The sequence below is a fragment of the Candidatus Izemoplasmatales bacterium genome, assembly GCA_041649275.1.
GTDB lineage: Bacteria > Bacillota_I > Bacilli_A > Izemoplasmatales > Hujiaoplasmataceae > UBA12489.
Genome location: JBAZNL010000001.1, coordinates 433,005 through 450,371 on the forward strand (window position 1 = coordinate 433,005; position 17,367 = coordinate 450,371).

Annotated in this window: 22 protein-coding genes; 8 read left to right on the forward strand and 14 right to left on the reverse strand. The window is 60.4% G+C overall.

Features of this window, described 5'->3' with window-relative positions; translation table 11 throughout:
• Nucleotides 1-16: 16 nt before the first annotated feature.
• From WC509_02000 to WC509_02010, 3 genes are read right to left on the reverse strand one after another with little or no spacing between them, the layout of a single operon-like run.
• Nucleotides 17-1,342 carry a hypothetical protein gene (locus WC509_02000; protein ID MFA5006231.1) on the reverse strand — a complete coding sequence of 442 codons (1,326 nt, stop codon included), beginning with the start codon at nt 1,340-1,342 and terminating at the stop codon, nt 17-19.
• A 55-nt stretch (nt 1,343-1,397) separates the two neighbouring features.
• Nucleotides 1,398-2,591 (reverse strand): acetate kinase, encoded by a 1,194-nt coding sequence (locus tag WC509_02005; protein ID MFA5006232.1) that lies wholly within the window; start codon nt 2,589-2,591, stop codon nt 1,398-1,400.
• Between the two features lie 34 nt (nt 2,592-2,625).
• Entirely contained in the window at nt 2,626-3,558 is a 933-nt protein-coding gene (locus WC509_02010) for a hypothetical protein (GenBank protein ID MFA5006233.1), read from the reverse strand.
• Between the two features lie 124 nt (nt 3,559-3,682).
• Between WC509_02010 and yidD the strand changes: the two genes are divergently transcribed.
• Nucleotides 3,683-3,952 (forward strand): membrane protein insertion efficiency factor YidD, encoded by a 270-nt coding sequence (gene yidD / locus WC509_02015; protein ID MFA5006234.1) that lies wholly within the window; start codon nt 3,683-3,685, stop codon nt 3,950-3,952.
• Between the two features lie 29 nt (nt 3,953-3,981).
• On the opposite strand, the gene WC509_02020 is transcribed toward yidD, so the two are convergent.
• The 11 genes from WC509_02020 to WC509_02070 form a co-directional block, all read right to left on the reverse strand.
• Entirely contained in the window at nt 3,982-4,635 is a 654-nt protein-coding gene (locus tag WC509_02020) for a V-type ATP synthase subunit D (protein ID MFA5006235.1), read from the reverse strand.
• Nucleotides 4,636-4,637: 2 nt separating this feature from the next.
• Nucleotides 4,638-5,753 (reverse strand): V-type ATP synthase subunit B, encoded by a 1,116-nt coding sequence (locus tag WC509_02025; GenBank protein MFA5006236.1) that lies wholly within the window; start codon nt 5,751-5,753, stop codon nt 4,638-4,640.
• The gene (locus WC509_02030; protein MFA5006237.1) at nt 5,750-6,082 is read right to left on the reverse strand and encodes a hypothetical protein; all 333 of its coding nucleotides are present in this window, start codon (nt 6,080-6,082) and stop codon (nt 5,750-5,752) included. The genes WC509_02025 and WC509_02030 overlap by 4 nt, the downstream gene beginning before the upstream one ends.
• A gap of 13 nt (nt 6,083-6,095) precedes the next feature.
• Nucleotides 6,096-7,847, reverse strand: coding sequence for a V-type ATP synthase subunit A (locus WC509_02035; GenBank protein ID MFA5006238.1), 1,752 nt, complete (start codon nt 7,845-7,847; stop codon nt 6,096-6,098).
• 19 nt (nt 7,848-7,866) lie between these two features.
• Nucleotides 7,867-8,469, reverse strand: a complete 603-nt coding sequence (locus WC509_02040) for a hypothetical protein (protein ID MFA5006239.1) — start codon at nt 8,467-8,469, stop codon at nt 7,867-7,869.
• An 11-nt stretch (nt 8,470-8,480) separates the two neighbouring features.
• A complete protein-coding gene (locus WC509_02045) occupies nt 8,481-8,789 on the reverse strand; it encodes a V-type ATP synthase subunit F (protein MFA5006240.1) in 309 nt (102 codons plus the stop codon).
• An 8-nt stretch (nt 8,790-8,797) separates the two neighbouring features.
• A complete protein-coding gene (locus tag WC509_02050; protein ID MFA5006241.1) occupies nt 8,798-9,238 on the reverse strand; it encodes an ATP synthase subunit C in 441 nt (146 codons plus the stop codon).
• A 42-nt stretch (nt 9,239-9,280) separates the two neighbouring features.
• Nucleotides 9,281-11,197, reverse strand: a complete 1,917-nt coding sequence (locus WC509_02055; protein ID MFA5006242.1) for a V-type ATPase 116kDa subunit family protein — start codon at nt 11,195-11,197, stop codon at nt 9,281-9,283.
• 13 nt (nt 11,198-11,210) lie between these two features.
• Nucleotides 11,211-12,245, reverse strand: coding sequence for a V-type ATPase subunit (locus WC509_02060; GenBank protein ID MFA5006243.1), 1,035 nt, complete (start codon nt 12,243-12,245; stop codon nt 11,211-11,213).
• Between the two features lie 23 nt (nt 12,246-12,268).
• Nucleotides 12,269-12,580: a hypothetical protein gene (locus WC509_02065; protein ID MFA5006244.1), complete on the reverse strand. Its 312-nt coding sequence runs from the start codon at nt 12,578-12,580 to the stop codon at nt 12,269-12,271.
• Between the two features lie 288 nt (nt 12,581-12,868).
• Nucleotides 12,869-13,279: a hypothetical protein gene (locus WC509_02070; GenBank protein MFA5006245.1), complete on the reverse strand. Its 411-nt coding sequence runs from the start codon at nt 13,277-13,279 to the stop codon at nt 12,869-12,871.
• Nucleotides 13,280-13,635: 356 nt separating this feature from the next.
• Here WC509_02070 and WC509_02075 point away from each other — a divergent pair, with 356 nt between their 5' ends.
• From WC509_02075 to WC509_02105, 7 genes are all read left to right on the forward strand, one after another.
• On the forward strand, nt 13,636-13,911 hold the full coding sequence (locus WC509_02075) for a hypothetical protein (GenBank protein ID MFA5006246.1): 276 nt from the start codon (nt 13,636-13,638) through the stop codon (nt 13,909-13,911).
• Complete coding sequence (locus WC509_02080; GenBank protein ID MFA5006247.1) at nt 13,908-14,357, forward strand: hypothetical protein; 450 nt, start codon at nt 13,908-13,910, stop codon at nt 14,355-14,357. The genes WC509_02075 and WC509_02080 overlap by 4 nt, the downstream gene beginning before the upstream one ends.
• 322 nt (nt 14,358-14,679) lie before the next feature.
• On the forward strand, nt 14,680-15,066 hold the full coding sequence (locus tag WC509_02085; protein ID MFA5006248.1) for a hypothetical protein: 387 nt from the start codon (nt 14,680-14,682) through the stop codon (nt 15,064-15,066).
• 304 nt (nt 15,067-15,370) lie between these two features.
• Complete coding sequence (locus tag WC509_02090; protein ID MFA5006249.1) at nt 15,371-15,781, forward strand: hypothetical protein; 411 nt, start codon at nt 15,371-15,373, stop codon at nt 15,779-15,781.
• On the forward strand, nt 15,778-15,984 hold the full coding sequence (locus WC509_02095; protein ID MFA5006250.1) for a hypothetical protein: 207 nt from the start codon (nt 15,778-15,780) through the stop codon (nt 15,982-15,984). Before WC509_02090 ends, WC509_02095 begins: the two co-directional genes overlap by 4 nt.
• Nucleotides 15,981-16,295, forward strand: a complete 315-nt coding sequence (locus WC509_02100) for a DUF2188 domain-containing protein (GenBank protein MFA5006251.1) — start codon at nt 15,981-15,983, stop codon at nt 16,293-16,295. Before WC509_02095 ends, WC509_02100 begins: the two co-directional genes overlap by 4 nt.
• 29 nt (nt 16,296-16,324) lie before the next feature.
• The gene (locus tag WC509_02105; protein MFA5006252.1) at nt 16,325-17,281 is read left to right on the forward strand and encodes a hypothetical protein; all 957 of its coding nucleotides are present in this window, start codon (nt 16,325-16,327) and stop codon (nt 17,279-17,281) included.
• Nucleotides 17,282-17,367 lie beyond the last annotated feature (86 nt).

Below are 17,367 nucleotides of genomic sequence, written 5' to 3' on the forward strand. Positions count from 1 at the left end.
AGCGCGTTCCGCTCATTCACTTCTTGCGGAAGATCAAAAAGAGACCGACGACCGCCAGGATTCCGGAAACCGTCTCGAGCCACGGAAAGGTCTGCCACCAGCGCACGGGATCGAGCGCGGCGGTCACTGCGAACGCATACGTCGCGTACGGCTCGCCGTCGAAGTAGAGGACCAGTTCGTAGGTCCCCGGTTCGTCGATTCTGACCGTTCCCGTCACCGTCAGGCCGGCAAGGACGGCCGTGCCGTTGATCTCGATCTCGACGCCGCCTTCGTAGACTCCCCCCGACAGGACGCCCGCCGCCGACGGCAGGATCGAGAAACCGATCGTGCGGACGTAGCCGTTGGCGGCGGAAACCGTCAGGGCATGCTTCCCGGGAATGCGGTACAGTTCTCCCTGGACATAGGGTTCGCCGTCGACCAGAAGCGCATCGGCGTTGGAAAAGACGCGGACTCCCGCCGCCGTCGCGAACCCTTCGGCGACGTTGGCGACGTACGGATGGATCACGAACGCGATCTGCTTCTCGTAACCGTTGTCGCCGGCGATCGTCAACACGTGGTTGCCGGGGCGGTCGAACGACCCCCCCGATTCGAAGGAGTGTCCGTCGATTGACAGCTCGCCGGACGACGTCACCGTCACCACCCCTTCGTACTCGCCCTGATCGACGATTCCGCCGACGATCGGTTCGACGACGACCCGAAACCGATAGGTATACCAACCGTCGCTCACTTCGACGTCGTGGATCCCCGGTCGGTCGATCGCGATCGCTTCGACGGGTTCGCCGTCGACCGTGGCGAAAGCGCGGTACGGATACCGGAACGAACCGACGGCGACCACCTCGTCGGGTAGGACGACGGGCGCCAAATCCGCATCGAAGACGTAATCGGGAGCGTACGATTCGTCGGTCGACAGGACCAGATATCCGCCGTGGTTGTTGTAGGCCGTCATCGATCCCCGAAGCCAAGCCCGTCCGCGTGGTTCGCCATCTGCGGAATACGTGAGGATCTCGGTCTTCAGGAGCGACGATCCGCCGCTCCCGGGAATCCCGCGGGTCTCGGTGACGAGGGCGAAGACGTCGTCGCCGAGCACGGCGAAATAGATGAAGGCCTCGTCGTTGCCGCCGTCGTAGACGGTTTCGTGCAGGAGCGCCCCCGTCGCAGCGTCGCGGATCGTGAACCAGGCGTCCCCGTCGAACGGTTCCTCGCACTTGGCGACCCTGCCATATTCGTAGAGACGGTCGTTCCAGAAGACGCCGCCCGGTGCGGCGTCGATGGCGGGCGAAGCGACGGCGGGGGGCGACAGGGCGAAGACGGCGGACAGAAAGACCAAAAGCATGATCGACATGGAAAAGACCTCCTCGCGAACATGATACGGAGGAGGTCTTCGTTGTCTTTATTTTCTACTTGGAATGGATCAGGCGCATGGTGTCGCGGGCGATCATGACTTCCTCGTTCGTCGGGACGACCCAGACCTGGATCCGGGAATCCGGCGTGGAGATGAGGCGTTCGACGCCGCGGCAGTCGTTCTGCTTGTCGTCGATCCTGACGCCGAGGGCGGAAAGCCGGCGACAGATGTTGGCGCGGGTCGTCGGCGCGTTCTCGCCGATGCCGGCGGTGAACACGATCGCGTCGGCGCCGCCGACGTAGCAGTGGTAGCTGGCGACGTAATCGGCGATCCGCTTCGCCTGGATGTCGATCGCGAGCTGGGCGCGATGGTTGCCGCGCGAAGCCGCGTCGTTCAGGTCGCGCGAGTCGGAGGAGACGCCGGAGACGCCGAGGTATCCCGACTGCTTGTTCAGGATGGAAGTGATCTCCCTGGCCGACTTGCCCTTCTTCAGCATCATGTATTCGATGATCGCCGGATCGACGTTGCCGGAGCGGGTACCCATCGGGATGCCCTCGAGCGGCGTGAAGCCCATCGAGGTGTCGACCGAGACGCCGCCCTTGACGGCGCAGATCGAGGCGCCGTTGCCGAGGTGGCAGACGACGACGTTCACGTCCTTCGGTTCCTTGCCCATGAGCGCGGCGACGCGCTCGGACACGTACTTGTGCGAGGTGCCGTGGAAACCGTACTTGCGGACCGCATGACGCTCGTACCAGTCGTACGGGGTGGCGTACAGGAAGGATTCCTCGGGCATCGTCGAATGGAACGCGGTGTCGAAGACGGCGACCTGCCGCACGTTCGGCAGGATCTCCTTGAAGGCCTTGATGCCGGTCAGGTTCGGAATCAGGTGGAGCGGCGCGAGGTCGACGAGTTCCTCGAGGATCGCGATCTCCTTGTCGGTGATCAGGACCGATTCGGTGAGGACGTCAGCACCGTGGACGACGCGATGGCCGACGCCTTCGATCTCGTCGTAGGACGCGATGACGTTCAGTTCGGTGAGCTTGTCGAGCACGAGCTTGACCGCGAGGCTGTGGTTTTCGATGTCGAGCACCTGCTGGATCTTCGCGCCGTTCACCTTGATGGTGAAGACGGAATCCTTCATGCCGATGCGTTCGACGATGCCGCCGGTGATGACCGTTTCCTCGGGCATGCCGATGAGTTGGAACTTGAGGGAGGAGCTGCCGGCGTTGACCGCCATGATTTTTGCCATTGTCGTATTCGTTCTCCTATGTGATTTCTATCGATCAGCGATGTTCGGTAAACCAGATATCGATGCCGCGGATCGCGCGGGCGGCCGCTTCCTCGTCCTCGAAGGACGGGATGTCGGCGAGCAGGACCTTGGCCGGCGCGATAGCGCCGCCGGAGGCGTTCTGCAGGATCAGGATGCTTTTGCCCATCCCCTTGAACATCGAATCCGGCAATTTGATGAAGCCGACGACGTTCCAGGATCCGGCGATCAAGGTGCGGAACGCGTCCGCCCCCGGAATCGAGAAGAAGTCGTTTGAGACGACGCCGAGCAGGAATCCGTCCGGTTTCAGGTTCCTGCGGTGATGGCGGATCGCCTCGTAGGGAAGATAGCCGCCGTCGTCCGCGACCGCCGCGAGGGGAAAGTCGGTCAGGATCACGTCCGCGGCGAGGCCTTCGAACGTGAAGGTGTCCTGCAGGTAGAGATCGTCGCCGCGGTCGGTCATCGCGAACATCGCCTCGGCGAGTTTGTAGCTCGTCATGTCGCGTTCGACGCCGTAGAGCGCCGCGGGGCGGTCGAGATGGTTCGCGGCCGTCACGATCAGGTTGCCGGTGCCGACGAACGGATCGAAAAGCACCAGTGGGTCCGTTCCCGGAAGCAGTTTCGCAATCAGATGGGCGGCGAGGATGCCGATCGTGTCGGGGGTCGTGTCGGCGTTCGGACGGCGGGCGTGCTTGAAACCCTTCAGGATCAGGAGCTGGAGCGCCTTGCGGATCTCTTCCTTCTGGAAATCGACGCCCATCGCTCGGCCGATCGCGAGCGCGGCCGCACGTCTGGCCGCTTCGGGCATCTCCGGACCGACGTCGCCGGCGTGAATCGCGTCGCAGGCTTCGACGACGCCCTGCAGATACGGCGTCTTCAGATGTTCGTAGAGCAGTCCCGCATATCCGTCGATCGCGTCATAAATGATTTCTATATTTTTCTTGTTCAACATAGATTCACCTTCAATATTGTATCATACGAATGCGCGATTAACAAGCGCAGTCGAGTCGGGCCTTGTCGCAAAATGACGCGTTCGTGATACAATGGAGTCGGTGATCCCGATGCGAACCTTCATGATCAAACTGATCCGGAAATACCAGACGGCGTTCGCCGGACGGCCGCCGCGCTGCCGGTACCATCCGACCTGCTCGAACTACGCGATCGACGCATACAAGAACTACAACTTCTTCTACGCCACGATCCTCACGGTCTGGCGCATTCTCCGATGCAATCCGCTGTTCAAGGGCGGTTACGACCCGATCCCGAAGTACAAGAAGATCCTGCGCGAGGAACTGCGGCGGGAACGCGAGGGGAATCCGCAACCGGATCACGGAAACGAATAAGACGCGGTCGAAGCCGCGTCTTTTCTTTTTTATTCCGTGGCGCCGGAGCGTTCCTTCGCCCGAGCGGAAGCGCCGGCGAGGTTGCGCTTGATGACCTTCTTGCGCGAGAATTCCTCGCGATCCTTTTCCTCGAGGGCGTCGGTGATGAACTTGACGTTCTCGCGAAGTTCGGGAATCACGATGTTGTCGAGCGCATTCGCGCGCTTCTGCGTCTTGCGGATCGCGTTGGCGAGGCGATAGGCGCCGTTGTCGACCTCGGCGAGTTTGATCGTCAGGTCGCGCACCTTTTGGAATCGCGTGTACGCATAGTCGAACTTGGTGTTGGTGCTGCCGATGCCGTAGGACAGAGAGACCTCGTGCCTCTCGTAGAGGACGACCGGGATGTCGACGCCCATCACACTGTGGAACGTGAGGCCGAGGCCGTCGTCGATCGGGATCGCCTTCGCGATCTCGTCGACGATGCCGAGGGTGATGTTGGCCTCCTGCATCGCGAGATACGCCTGGTGGTAGGCGGTCGTGAGTTCGTCGCGCAGCTGCTTGACGTTCTTGATCGTCTCCATCAGTTCGCGGATCAGGACGTTGCGCTTGCGGTCCATGAGGTCGTAGCCGAGTTTGGCGAGGGCGAGGGACTTCTTCTGGGCCATCAGGTTCCCCTTGGTGGGGATCGGCTGCTTCCGCGCCATCGTCACTCACCCGACGCGCGCGTCAGATTCTGGATGATCGATCGCTCGACGATGTTGAAGTAGGTGACGGCGCGGTCGTTGTCGTAGTGTTCCTCGAGCAGCACCGGATCGATGCGGTCGAGTTCGCCCTTCGGGAGGATCGACAGCAGCTGCCAGCCGAGGTCGAGGGTCTCGAAGATCGAGCGGTTCTCGCTCTTCCCCTGGTTCAGGAAGTGCTTTTCGAAGAGCGCGCCGAACTCGATGTACTTGCGGTCGACCGGACTCAGCTCGTCCTCGCCGATGACGGAGGCGAGGTTGCGGGCGTCCTGGACCTTCGAATAGGCTGCGAAGAGCTGGTTGGCCACGGCCGAATGGTCCTTGCGGGTATAGCCGTCGCCGATGCCGTCCTTCATCAGGCGGGAGAGCGAGGGCAACACGCCGATCGGCGGGAAGACGCCTTTCTGATGCAGTTCGCGGTCGAGCACGATCTGACCTTCGGTGATGTAACCGGTGAGGTCGGGGACCGGATGGGTGATGTCGTCGTTGGGCATCGACAGGATCGGTACCTGGGTGACCGATCCGGCGCGTCCCTTGGCGATCCCCGCGCGCTCGTAAAGCGACGCGAGGTCGGAATACAGGTATCCGGGGAATCCCTTGCGGCCGGGGATCTCGCCCCGGCTCGAGGAGAATTCGCGGAGCGCCTCGCAGTAGGCGGTGACGTCCGTCAGGATGACGAGGACGTGCATCCCCTTCGTGTAGGCGAGGTATTCCGCCGCGGCGAGGGCGCAGCGCGGCGTCAGGATGCGCTCGATGATCGGGTCGTTGGAGAGGTTGACGTACATGACGACGCGTTCGCGGACGTCCGCCTCGTCGAAGGACTGGATGAAGTAGCGCGCGACCTCGTTCTTCACGCCCATCGCGGCGAAGACGACGCAGAAGTTGTTGCCTTCCTCGTCGGCGATCTTCGCCTGGCGGACGATCTGCACGGCAAGTTCGTTGTGCGGCAGGCCGGCGCCGGTGAAGATCGGCAGCTTCTGGCCGCGGATCAGGGTCGTGAGCGCGTCGATCGAGGAGATGCCGGTGGCGATGTAATCGCGCGGGTAGACGCGCGATACGGGGTTGAGCGGCAGACCGTTCACGTCGCGGTACTCGTCGACGTAACGTCGCCGAGACCGTCGATCGGCTTGCCCGTGCCGTTGAAGACGCGGCCGAGAATCTCGCGGGACATCGGCAGGGTCATCGGATGGCCGAGGAAGCGGGTCTTGGTGTTGACGAGCGAGACGCCCGCAGTCCCTTCGAAGACCTGGACGACGACGCGTTCGCCCTCGATGGCGACGACGCGTCCCTGACGGAGCGAACCGTCGGAAAGGCGGATCTCGACCATCTCCTCGAAGAAGACGTCCTTGACGCCGTCGAGGAAGACGAGCGAACCGTTGATTTCATGCAAACCGAGATACTGCAGGTTCATCGCGATCCTCCCCTCAGACGATCTTGCGGATCGTACGGTCGATCATCGAGACGTATCGATCGAGCGCGGCCGCATCGTCGTTCTTGATTTCATACTTCATCCGGGTGACCTTTTCGAAGAGATCGGTCTTGAGGAGCAGGCTCAGGGCCTTGCCCGAAGCGATGAATTCGACGGCCCGCTTGTGGAGATGGAGGATGATCTGCATCATCAGCATCTGCTTGGCGAGCGGTACGAAGGTATCGTCCTTGTGAAAGGCGTTCTGCTGGAGGAAGCCGACGCGGATCACGCGGCCGATCTCGATCACCAGCTTCTGGTCGTCGGGAAGGACGTCGCTGCCGATCAGCTTGACGATCTCCATCAGCTTGTTCTCCTCGGCGAGGAGCGTGACGATGCGCTGACGCTCGCCCCAGAAGCGGACGTCGACGTTCTTCTTGTACCAGTCGTTGAGGTCCGGAAGATATTCGGAATAGCTCGTCGTCCAGTTGATGGCGGCGTAATGGCGGATGTAGGCGAGCTGCTTGTCGAGCGCCCAGAAACAGCGCACGAAACGCTTCGTGTTCTGCGTCACCGGCTCGGAGAAGTCCGCGCCTTGCGGCGAGACGGCGCCGACGATCGTGATCGAGCCCTTTTCGCCGGACAGCGTCTCGACGGCGCCGGCGCGTTCGTAGAACTGGGAGATGCGGCTCGGCAGGTAGGCGGGGAAGCCTTCCTCGGCGGGCATCTCCTCGAGGCGGCCCGAGATCTCGCGGAGCGCTTCCGCCCAGCGGGAGGTCGAGTCGGCCATCATCGCGACGTGGTATCCCATGTCGCGGTAGTATTCGGCGATCGTGATGCCGGTGTAGATCGAGGCTTCGCGGGCGGCGACCGGCATGTTCGAGGTGTTGGCGATCAGGATCGTGCGGTCGGTCAGTGGACGCTGCGTGCGCGGGTCGATGAGTTCAGAGAACTCCTCGAGCACCTGCGTCATCTCGTTGCCGCGCTCGCCGCAGCCGACGTAGACGATGATGTCGGCGTCGCACCACTTGGCGATCTGGTGCTGCATCATCGTCTTGCCGGTGCCGAAGCCGCCGGGAACGGCGGCGGCGCCGCCCTTGGCGATCGGGAACATGACGTCGATGATGCGCTGTCCCGTGACGAGCGGCTCGACGAGCGGCAGACGGGTGCGGACGGGCCGCTCCGTCTTGATCGGCCAGCGGACCGCGAGGGTCAGGTCGTGTTCGCGGCCGAATTCGTCGCGGGTGCGCACGATCACGTCGTCGCGGCGGTACGCCCCGTCCTTCGCGACGAAGACGACGGTTCCGGTGGCTTCCTTCGTTACCATCAGACGGTGTTCGACGACGGCGGTTTCGGGCGTGGTTGCGTAGACGTCGCCCTGGGTCAGGACGGCGCCCTCCTGGCAGCGGACGTGGATGTTCCAGACGCGTTCGGGATCAAGCGCGTCGACGGCGCTGCCGACGGGAATGAAGATCCCCCGTTCCGCCGCGATCTTGTTCAGAGGGCGTTCGATGCCGTCGAAGATTCCCGACATGAGGCCGGGGCCGAGGAGCACCGAAACGGGTTCGCCGGTCGGGAAGACGGGTTCGTTCGGACGAAGACCGACGGTCGATTCGTAGACCTGGATGACGGTCTCGTCGTCGTTGATCGAAATGACCTCGCCCATCAGCCTGCTGTCGCCGACGAGCACCATCTCGAGCATCCGGAAATCGGTCGAATGACGGACGGTCACGACCGGTCCGTTGATGGAATGGATCAGATTCTGGTTCAAGATCTCACCTCGGGATGGTTCAGTTTCGGACGAAAAGCTGGGAATGCGCGTAGAACCATTCGCGATTGCGCGCGAGGCGGTTGTCGAAGGTCTCGTCGATCTCGAGTCCGGTGCGGGGATTGACGGCGCGGAATCCGCCGAGACGGATCGTGGCGTCGAACTCGTGCTTCGCGGCGGGGATGACCCCTTCGATGGCGGCCTGTCCGACGGCGTCGGCGGGGGCGAGATGGAAGACAAGGCCTTCGTCGCCGATGTGCTTCGCCACCGTTTCGGCCTTCTCGGCCATGTGCGTCCGGTAGGCGGGAGAACCGACGTAGGCGACGAGCTTCGCCTCGACTGCCGCGAAGATGCTCTGGGCGATCTCGTTGCGACGGGCGGAGAGCTTCTGGTTCCGATCGGCGATCAGCCGGTTGATCTCGGCGCGCTGGGCGTCCCTGATCTCCTTCAGCCGCACGCCCTGCGAGAGCGCGACCTGCTGCTTGACCTCGAGTTCGATCTTCGCGAGCTCCTTGCTCTTGATGGCGACGACTTCGCGGAGGATCGCTTCGATCTCCTTCGCGGAAGTCTCGGTGATCTCCTGTTCAAAATACCGGATGAGCGATTCGGAATGATGGTATTCCATGGCGGTTCACCTCACAGTTTGATGCCGATCGCCTGACCGACGTAGGCGTCGATCGACTCGCCGACGCGGCCGGTGTCGTGGCGGTCGGGGATTTCGACGATCAGCTTGTTGCTTTGCCTGAGTTTGAGTTCGAAGATGATCTCGGGCGCCAGGCCGATCAGCTTGGTCGTGATTAAAATGATGCAGTGTTCGGAATCCTGCATCACTTTGTCGAGGGCCGTCAGAAACTCGCCGCGCTCGTGGACGACGACACCTTCGATCCCCACCAGGCGCATGCCGACCTGGGTATCGACGTTGTCGGAAAACAGGTAGAAACGCATCGTTTCCCCTAGAGCTTGTTGATAATCACGATCGAGATCAGAAGACCGTAGATCGCGACGCCTTCGCCGAGCGCGACGAAGATGAGGGATTTGCCGAAGTTCTTCTCGTTCTCGGAGAACGCGCCGATCGCGGCGGGCGCCGCGGCGGCGACGGCGATGCCGGCGCCGATGGCCGAGAATCCGGTCGAGAGGGCGGCGGACAGGAAGCCGAGGCCCTGCGCGAGCGTGCCGGTGATCGTCACGACTTCGCCTTCCGCGAAGACGCGCGGTCCGCCGATGAGGATGAACAGGGCGAAGCCGGTGACGGTTCCGAAGAACATGAAGACGTGCGTGACGAGGCGCCTCTTCGCGGACTGCGCGGAGACCTTGCCGCGGAAGACGTCGACGAGCGGGACGGAGATGGCGATGATGAACAGAAGCGGGAGAAGCAGTTCGAACAGATTCAGCATGATATTTCCTCCATGGGTCGTTCTATGATCGGCGGGGCCGGATTACTTGATCGGCTGGAAGGCGATGCCGTTGCCTTCGTAATAGCGGGAGAACATTTCGTAGAATTCGAGACGCAGGACCTGGATGCCGACGATGAGGCCTTCCAGCCCCATCACGAAGATGTTGCCGAAGACGGCGACCGCCCAGCTGCCGCTCGCCACCATCGACATCAGGCTGGAGACGACCAGCATCATGCCGGCGTGCGACAGGATGAAGCCGCCGACACGCATGAACGACATCGTGTTGGTGATGTAGGAGAGCAGGACGTCGAAGAGTTCGAAGAACCCTTCCACGAAGAAGCCGCCGAACCCGTTCGGAAACATCTTCTTGCCTTCCATCCGGCGTTCAATCGGCTCCTTCAGGAAGATGAGCACGAGCGGGATGCCGAGAAACGGGATCATCAGCGCGGGAACGAGCAGGTTGGCGATGCCGGCGACCGACAGCGCAAGCCCCGCGAGCAGGTAGCCGTAGAAGACCAGGCCGGCGAGGCCGTTGCTCGAGAAGAAGGCGGTCGCATAATGTTTCCGGCGGAGATTCGTGTACACGCCCATCGCCATCGAGAGGATGATGAGGACGGCGCCGATCCCGACGGCCGCGATCAGAAGCGTCATCGTGAAGGCCGAATCCATCACCTCGATCGGCTTTTTGGCGAGGCCGAGGACGTCGGTGAAGAGCGGCGTGAGGAGTTCCTCGTTGCCGAAGAAGGATCCGTAGAGCAGTCCGAAGAAGGCCGAGGAGATGCCGATGCGGATCGCGATCTCGCCGAGCTTCATGTGCTTGAACTTCGCGAGTAAAAATCCGAGGAGCGCCAGGACGAGACCTTGTCCGAGATCTCCGAACATGACGCCGAAGAGGATCGAGTAGGTGATCGCGAAGAACGGCGTGGGGTCGACTTCGCCATAGGAGGGGACGCCGTACATCTCGACGAACATCCCGAACGGCTTGGAGAACCAGCCGTTGTGAAGTTTGGTCGGCGGCGTGATCCGCTTGTCGCTCGTCGGCGGCCGGAACTCGAGTTCGACGTCGGGAATGTCGGCGAACTGCCGCTTCACATGGTCGATGTTCGATTCCTCGGTGAAGCCGGAGATCGTGAAGCGGTCGCCGAGGCCGACGACGTACTTCTTCGCTTCGAAGATCTGGTTCAGGAACATCAGTTCGCTCTTGGTCGAGGCGAGCTCGTGGCTGTAGGTGTCGGAGAGCGCCGTCATCTCGGCCTTGAGGGTGCCGATCTGACCCTCGAGGTCGCGGATCTCCTTCTCAAGCGTCTCCGCCGCCTTTTCGGGCGTTCCGTGAACGAAGTCCGGAATGTGGATGCGTTCGAAGAAGAGCGAGGAGAAGATGTTGTCGACCTCGCGTTCATACTCGGGCGAGGTCAGATAGAGGCACCAGCTCGAATCCTCGTCCTGGGAGAAGGACTTGAAGACGAACGGGCGGTTCCGGTAATACTTGAGCTTCTCGACGCTGTCGATGGGCAGTCGGCCAAGCCGGGCGTACAGGTACTTGCATTCGAACAGGTCGTCGAACGAGACGTCCATCGAGGCGATGTTGTGGACCTGCTTGAGCGCATCCTCGTACTTGCGGATCTGTTCCGTCAGGTCGCGGATGCGGTCGTTGTGACGCTTCATCTCCTCGTGGTCTTCTGTGATCGACTTGCGCATCGCCTCGAAATCGTAGTCGAGGCTGCGGATCTCCGAAGTCGGGATGATCATCCCGAACTCCTTTTCGAACTGGTTGAGTTCGGCGAGGACGCCGGCGCAGAAGTTGTCCGGCTGGAAGGAGGTGAGGCCGTGGACGGAGTCGACGATGCCGCTCGCCGGCACGGGATGGAATTTCTCGAGGTCGATGAAGCGCATCAGGATCCGATCGAGGCTGCTCAGGTTGGATGTGATCGTCACCAGTTTGATTTTCGCAATGGCCATGGAGGATCCCCTTTCAGTAGATGAGCATCCGCTTGATCTCGGCTTCGCTGAGCTGGTATCGGATGCCTTCGATGATGTTGACGAGGTTGGCCGTTTCGATCTCGTTCAGAAGCTCGAATGCGGCGAAGACCTTTGGGACGGCGGCGGAGAAGTACATGAACCGCTTGGCGAGGTTGTACTTGATCCGTTCGGCATAGTATTCGACGTAGACGTATTCCTTCTCGTCGAGAAAACGCTGGTATTCGGATTTGTCGAGGTACTGGAGTATCAGGTTCGGGTCCGGCAGGGCGATGATCTCGTCGAACTTCCGCTCGCTGATGCGCGAGTATTTGTGGATCAGGGTCGACTTGATCGTCCCCGGGGTGGCCTTGTAGAATTTCTTGAGGCGATAGATCTTCGTGATGTTCTCGAGTTCGATCTTCGTGAGGTAGATCGTCTCGAGATCCTTCCGGAGCGTGCCGCGGTAGTTCTTCGCGATCTCGGCGAAGGTGCGGTCGTAGTAGTGGAGTTCGAGCGCGTGCTCCACCATCACGTAGTCGAGATCCTTGTCTTCGGTCGGCGCATACGGTTTCAGGACCGCATGGTAGGGCGTCCTGGCGACGACCTGGAGGAGCTCCTCGAAGGTCTTGGACTGGGATGCGCGGTAGATGTCGAACGAGGAATGTTTCTTCATGAAGGACGGGACGTCCGATACCTCGGTCTCCATCGACTCGGAAATCATCGCGCGTATGATTTCGAGAAGGATCGCGATCTCGCGCTTGACGATGTTCAGCTGGTAGAAACCGCAGTCCTTGACGTCGACGAACTTGATGAGCCGCAGGACGTGGTCGAACTCGTTCTTCTTGATCAGCGCTTCGAGTCGGCCGCGGTGGATCGAATCGGCCGGGATGTCCTTCAGCGTGTCGGTGAAATGCGGGTGGACGCGAAGATACGACGCGATTTCGGGAACGGACTTTTTCTTGAGGAGCGCTTCATAGTCGTCGGCGGACAGCGAACGTCCGTAGACGGCCTTGGCTTTCGCGATGATGGCGTTACCGGCGAAGTTCATCTGTCGGTCTCCCTACCGGACGGTCATTCAAGGCAGGCCTTGAAAAGCGCCTCGACCCATTCGTCGCGGCGTTCGGCGTAACGCGCCTCGATGTCCTTCAGGGTCGCTTCGAAATCGTCCTTCAGTTCCGCGGCTTTCGCGACCTTGTCCCGTTCCCCCAGTTCGAGGGCTTCGCGGATCGCCGCCTGGGTCTTCGCGGTCTCGTCCTTCAGAAGGGCGCGGCGGGCGGACTTGAGGAAGTCCTCGAGTTCGTCCTTCTCCTTCTGGGCGCTCTCCACCTTCTGGCGTGCGAACTTGTCAAGTTCGATGAGCTTCTTGATCATCTGTTCGGGCATGGACGGAACCTCCTCGAGGGGCTTGCGTCGTCGGAATCGATTCCGGCGGACATCCTCTTTCCATTATAACCGATGAACCCGCGGGAATCCCTCGAAATCATGCGAACGACGGGGAAAGCGGTCCATGGGGGATGGAAACAAGTGATATTATAATCACTTCACGGAATATAATCAACAAGAATGAAGCGAAACCGCAAACGTGCTCCGAAGAAAGAAAAAACGCATTGGGCACAATGCATTTTTCGTCATGAGACCGCCCCCCCGGGTGAGGACGGGCGGCGCCGCTCCTTATGGCGAGATCGTGAGCAGGCCGGCGTCGAAGAGGGCGCAGACCACGTCCATCTGACCCTGATGCTCGAGCGTCGGATGGACGAGCGGCCACAGTTCCGTCGGCGTCCGGCACAGTTCGGGATGACCGCGGAGGATTTCGACCGCCTTCTCCGCATAGCCGGCGTTCTCCTTGATCCGGCTGCTGTCGAAGAGCGACCGGCGCACGCCGGGGACGAACCCGAGGTTGCACAGGGCGATGAAGGTGTTCCGCGGACCGGCCTTTTCGGTGACCGGGCGGGTGACGCCGGAATCTAGACCGTAATACGCATCCGCGAACTTCTTCCACGCGTCGCTCGGTTTCGTTCCGTTCTTCTGACAGTCCACGGCCGCGATGACGGCGATGGCTCCGTAGGCGTTCATCATGATCAAGCCCCACTTCCTTGAATAATCATAGTATCTCAATCTCCGCCGGGATGCAAGGCGGGGATGCGTTTTCGGCCTGAAAATCATCGGATTCGGATCGATTCCGGCCCTGATCGATTGAAAAGGCACCGGACGGAAGTCCGATGCCTGTCCTATGCTGCCGTGCGATGGAAGGTGGTGCGGATGACAGGGTTCGAACCTGCATGCCTCGCGGCAATAGATCCTAAGTGCCTATCCTCGAAATAAAAAATCAACTCGAGGGCCGACATGTACACACTACGATACCAGATGAAAACGAGCACCAGCTACTGACGGCCACGCCGTCATGAATGCTGGTGCTTTTTTACTCCAAGGAGGGTATGATGAAACGAATCGAAATGCAAGACATCCGAGAGTATCTGAAAAGCACCGCGACGGCGCTGCAGATCTACCGGGATCCCCGGCGTGAGCCGGACATGTCGCTCCTGGTCATGAAACGTCATGACAGCTTGTGCGCGACAGCACAATTCGGATCCACCAGCTTCCGCTTCACGTCGCCGGAGATCTCGGCTGAATGGATCTATGCACTGGTGATCGCCCTGGTCGACTATCAGTTCGTCGTCGAAGCCTCGGATCATGAACAGGTGAGCCGGCCATGAGGGGTTTCATCGCCTGCAGTAACGGCAAGGACTACATCATCAACCTGGAAGACAAGTCGCGGACGATCTCGCAGCTGGATCTGTCTACCCGGAGGACCTTCACCTTCATCTTCAATTCACCGAAGGAAGCTGCGAACCAGTTCGATCTTTGGATCCAACGCTCGGAACTCCGGCTTCCCCTCGTCTTCTTCGTCCGGCTGAACGCCACGCCAAACCTCATGAAGGCGGCCGTGGAGCGCCTCGGCTACCCCTTCCCAGCCGTTCATGAGATCAAGCGCTTCGTGCAGTACAAACGCTTCGAGGACGGTGATGGAGTCATCATGAAGCCGATGGATGACATCGACAAGGTCAACATCCCCGAGATCACGCTCGATTTCCTGGATCGTATCATCCACGGACCGGTCATGATTCGGAAGACGCCGCAGCTCGTCGGTGGGATGCTATGAAGCAGGTAGGATCTCACAAGCCAAGCAAGGCCACGAACGTGGACTGCTTCGCCTACGACGGCGGCCGTTGCAACGCGACGAAGGCGGCGGTGTGCTCCGGCTGCCCCTTCTACAAAAGCCGCAAGGACAGGCGAAACAACGTGCTGATGGAGACTTACAACAAAACGTGCCAAGCGAAATATGAACCCATGGGCCGGACCTGATCCGGCTCCTGATCGAAGCCCTTCACAACCTGGGAACCCCCTCCGCCCCGGCGTGGTAGTGTGCTGTGGTGGTCACACTGCCGCCGTGAAAGGCTTCGATCAGGAAGGAGATCTTCACCATGGCCAATGTAGTGAAATCAAGAGACGCGGCCGCCATGGCGATCTCCAAGGCTGCCGCCCAGGCTGCACAAGCCCGGAAGCGAACAACGTCTGCCAAGGAGCGCTTCGACATCAAGGAGCGATATTTCCACCGGGCAGGGTACTCACGCGCAGCAATCGCTACCTGGGAACGCATCGTCGATGGATCCTTCGTGCCTGATCCGACAACACGAAGGTACAACGAGAAGCGGATCGATGTGATCCGGTCCGATGGAAAGGTCGTCACCTACCAATCCCAGCGCGAAGCTGCAGCGGCGCTGCATGTGTCGCCGGCGTTGATCACACTCTACCTGCAGGAGAAGATCCGGAACCCGATGTTCATCGTGCGGCGTGCTGGCGCGATTTAGTAAATCGACTCCGCGCCGAGAAGATCTCCGGCCGTCGACGACGTCGACGTCGCCCATGCCCCCCGGGGACACCAGCGCCGGCCGGGGACACCCGGCGACCGGATGGCGGTTCGAACCGCCTGATCGGCGGTTCTGTTCTCCGGGTGCGTTGCACTTTGGCTTTTCAGCCAAAGAAGGTATTCTTACGTTTTTGTTAGTTTTTGGGGATGTAATGTGACCGCCGCCGCTCCGCTTCCGGCGCGACAAGGGCACCTTCGTCCACGGCTCGGCCGGGTTCATCGACAGCACCATTCAGGAGGATCGCATGACATCACAAGAAGCCAGGGATCTCATGATCCGGAACAAAATCACCTATCTCGACATCGACGCGAAGGCACTCGTGCGTCTGGGCGACTGCCTGGTCGCGGAGTTCGCCGCGTTCCATGGCATCAAAATGGATCTCCTGCCACTTCGGTACCGGGTGAACTCGGACGAGGGGATCGCGTATGCCTTCTATGAGGTTCGGGGGTCATACTTCGATTGCAGGCCGGCAATCTCCTTCGAGAAGACCGGGTTCGTGAGCTTCGCGCCATGGGCTGACGATCAAACGATCGTCCCGATCATGGCCGCGTTCGAAAGGTGGATCACCTGGATGTCTACCAGGTCGAGATCAAGCGCGACGTCGACGAGGAAGCGCGAGTTCGAAAGCCCGGTTCCGGCGATGGTGAACACATGATGCTGCTCGTTGACACCAAAAACCACGAAATCATCAACCGAACCGACGCCGGCGACGAAATCGTCACCGACATCGTACTGCAAACGGTCGGCCTGTTCATGTGGGAAAAATCCATGGTCAGCAGAAGCGCGGCGACGGAGACCATCAAGATCCAAGGATTCGGTGATCTGATCTTCGTTCCGCGATCGGAGTTCCAAGCATGAGCTCCACATCCTCCGTCCATGTGATCCCACGCACCCAGGGATGGGCGGTGACGCTCAAGGGAGCTGATCGCGCCCTCAAGATCCACGCCACCAAGGATGCGGCGGTCCGTCACGCGCTCGAGTACGCAACCAGGCACTCGGTCAACCTGTTCATCCATATGAAGTCCGGAGCGATCGTTGCGTCGTTCGCGATCGACACGCTCAAGCTCGCATCGGCGTTGGTTCAATGCATCGACATGCTTCACCAGGACGGCGAGAACACCAAAAAGGCCGTCCGGGAGACACTACAGAACATTCTCGGAATCGACTGACAAGCAGCAAGAGAGAGGAGGGAACCTGGATGAAACAGCAACGTTTCGAGGAGTACATGAACGAGATCACGAGATCGCGCGATATGTCCGGGTTCCCGGCCGATCTCCTGCAACTGTGCCACCGAGCGTATGATCTCGGCCTGGGCGTCAAGCAGATTCTCGACGGTACGATCGCTCCGGTGAAGGCTGCAGCGTGGATCAACTCACAACTGCAGAAGAACTACAAGATCCAGCTGCACGGCGTCGGCAAGAATCCCTTCCAGCGTTTTTATGCCCGGGAGGATCACAACGTATGGCTCAAGCTCGAGCATTATCTGATCGTTCACCTGTACTCGATCCGCAAGGACCATTCCTACATACAGAACCGGACGATCGCCGAGAAACTCGGCTGGCTCGCCACCAACGAGCGCGACCTGGATACGATCGCACGCGCCGAGCGCAAGGTCGCAGACGCGCTGCAGATCCTCAAGCAGGACCGGAAGACGTTCACCGTCGAACAGATCCACACACATGGCAAGACCGGATCCGCGCATCGGATCACGGCAAATTGGCTTAACATCATCCCCCTGTACTCGCTCTACGATCCGGATCGCGCCATCAGCATCCGGATGCGCAAGGGCGTGCGGTACAGGATCTTCTCATTGGTCAAGCAAGCGGTAAAAACATTCACCGAGGGCCTCAAGCATTTACTGAAAGCGCAGCGCCGGAAATACCTCGCGGATCTGATCACGATGGACGAGATTGAGTTCAAGGACGCGAAGGACATCTGGAAGGCGGTGATCCAGGACTGCGAACTGGAGCATGACGAGCTCGACGACCTGGATCAGATCATTCCGGAATACACGGCCGAGTGCCGGCTGGCACTTCGCTGCAAGACGAAGCGCGCCTACCGGAACCTGTATATGATCGAAAAGAAGCTGCAACGCTCCATGAAGTCCCTCTTCAATCGCGACCTCGTCCTCGTCGCGTCATACATCCTCGAATGAGCCGCGGAGATCCTCCGGGGCTTTTCCCCTTCATCCAAATCGAACGAAATCCGGATCCGCCGTCATGGGGATCCGGATTTTTGTTT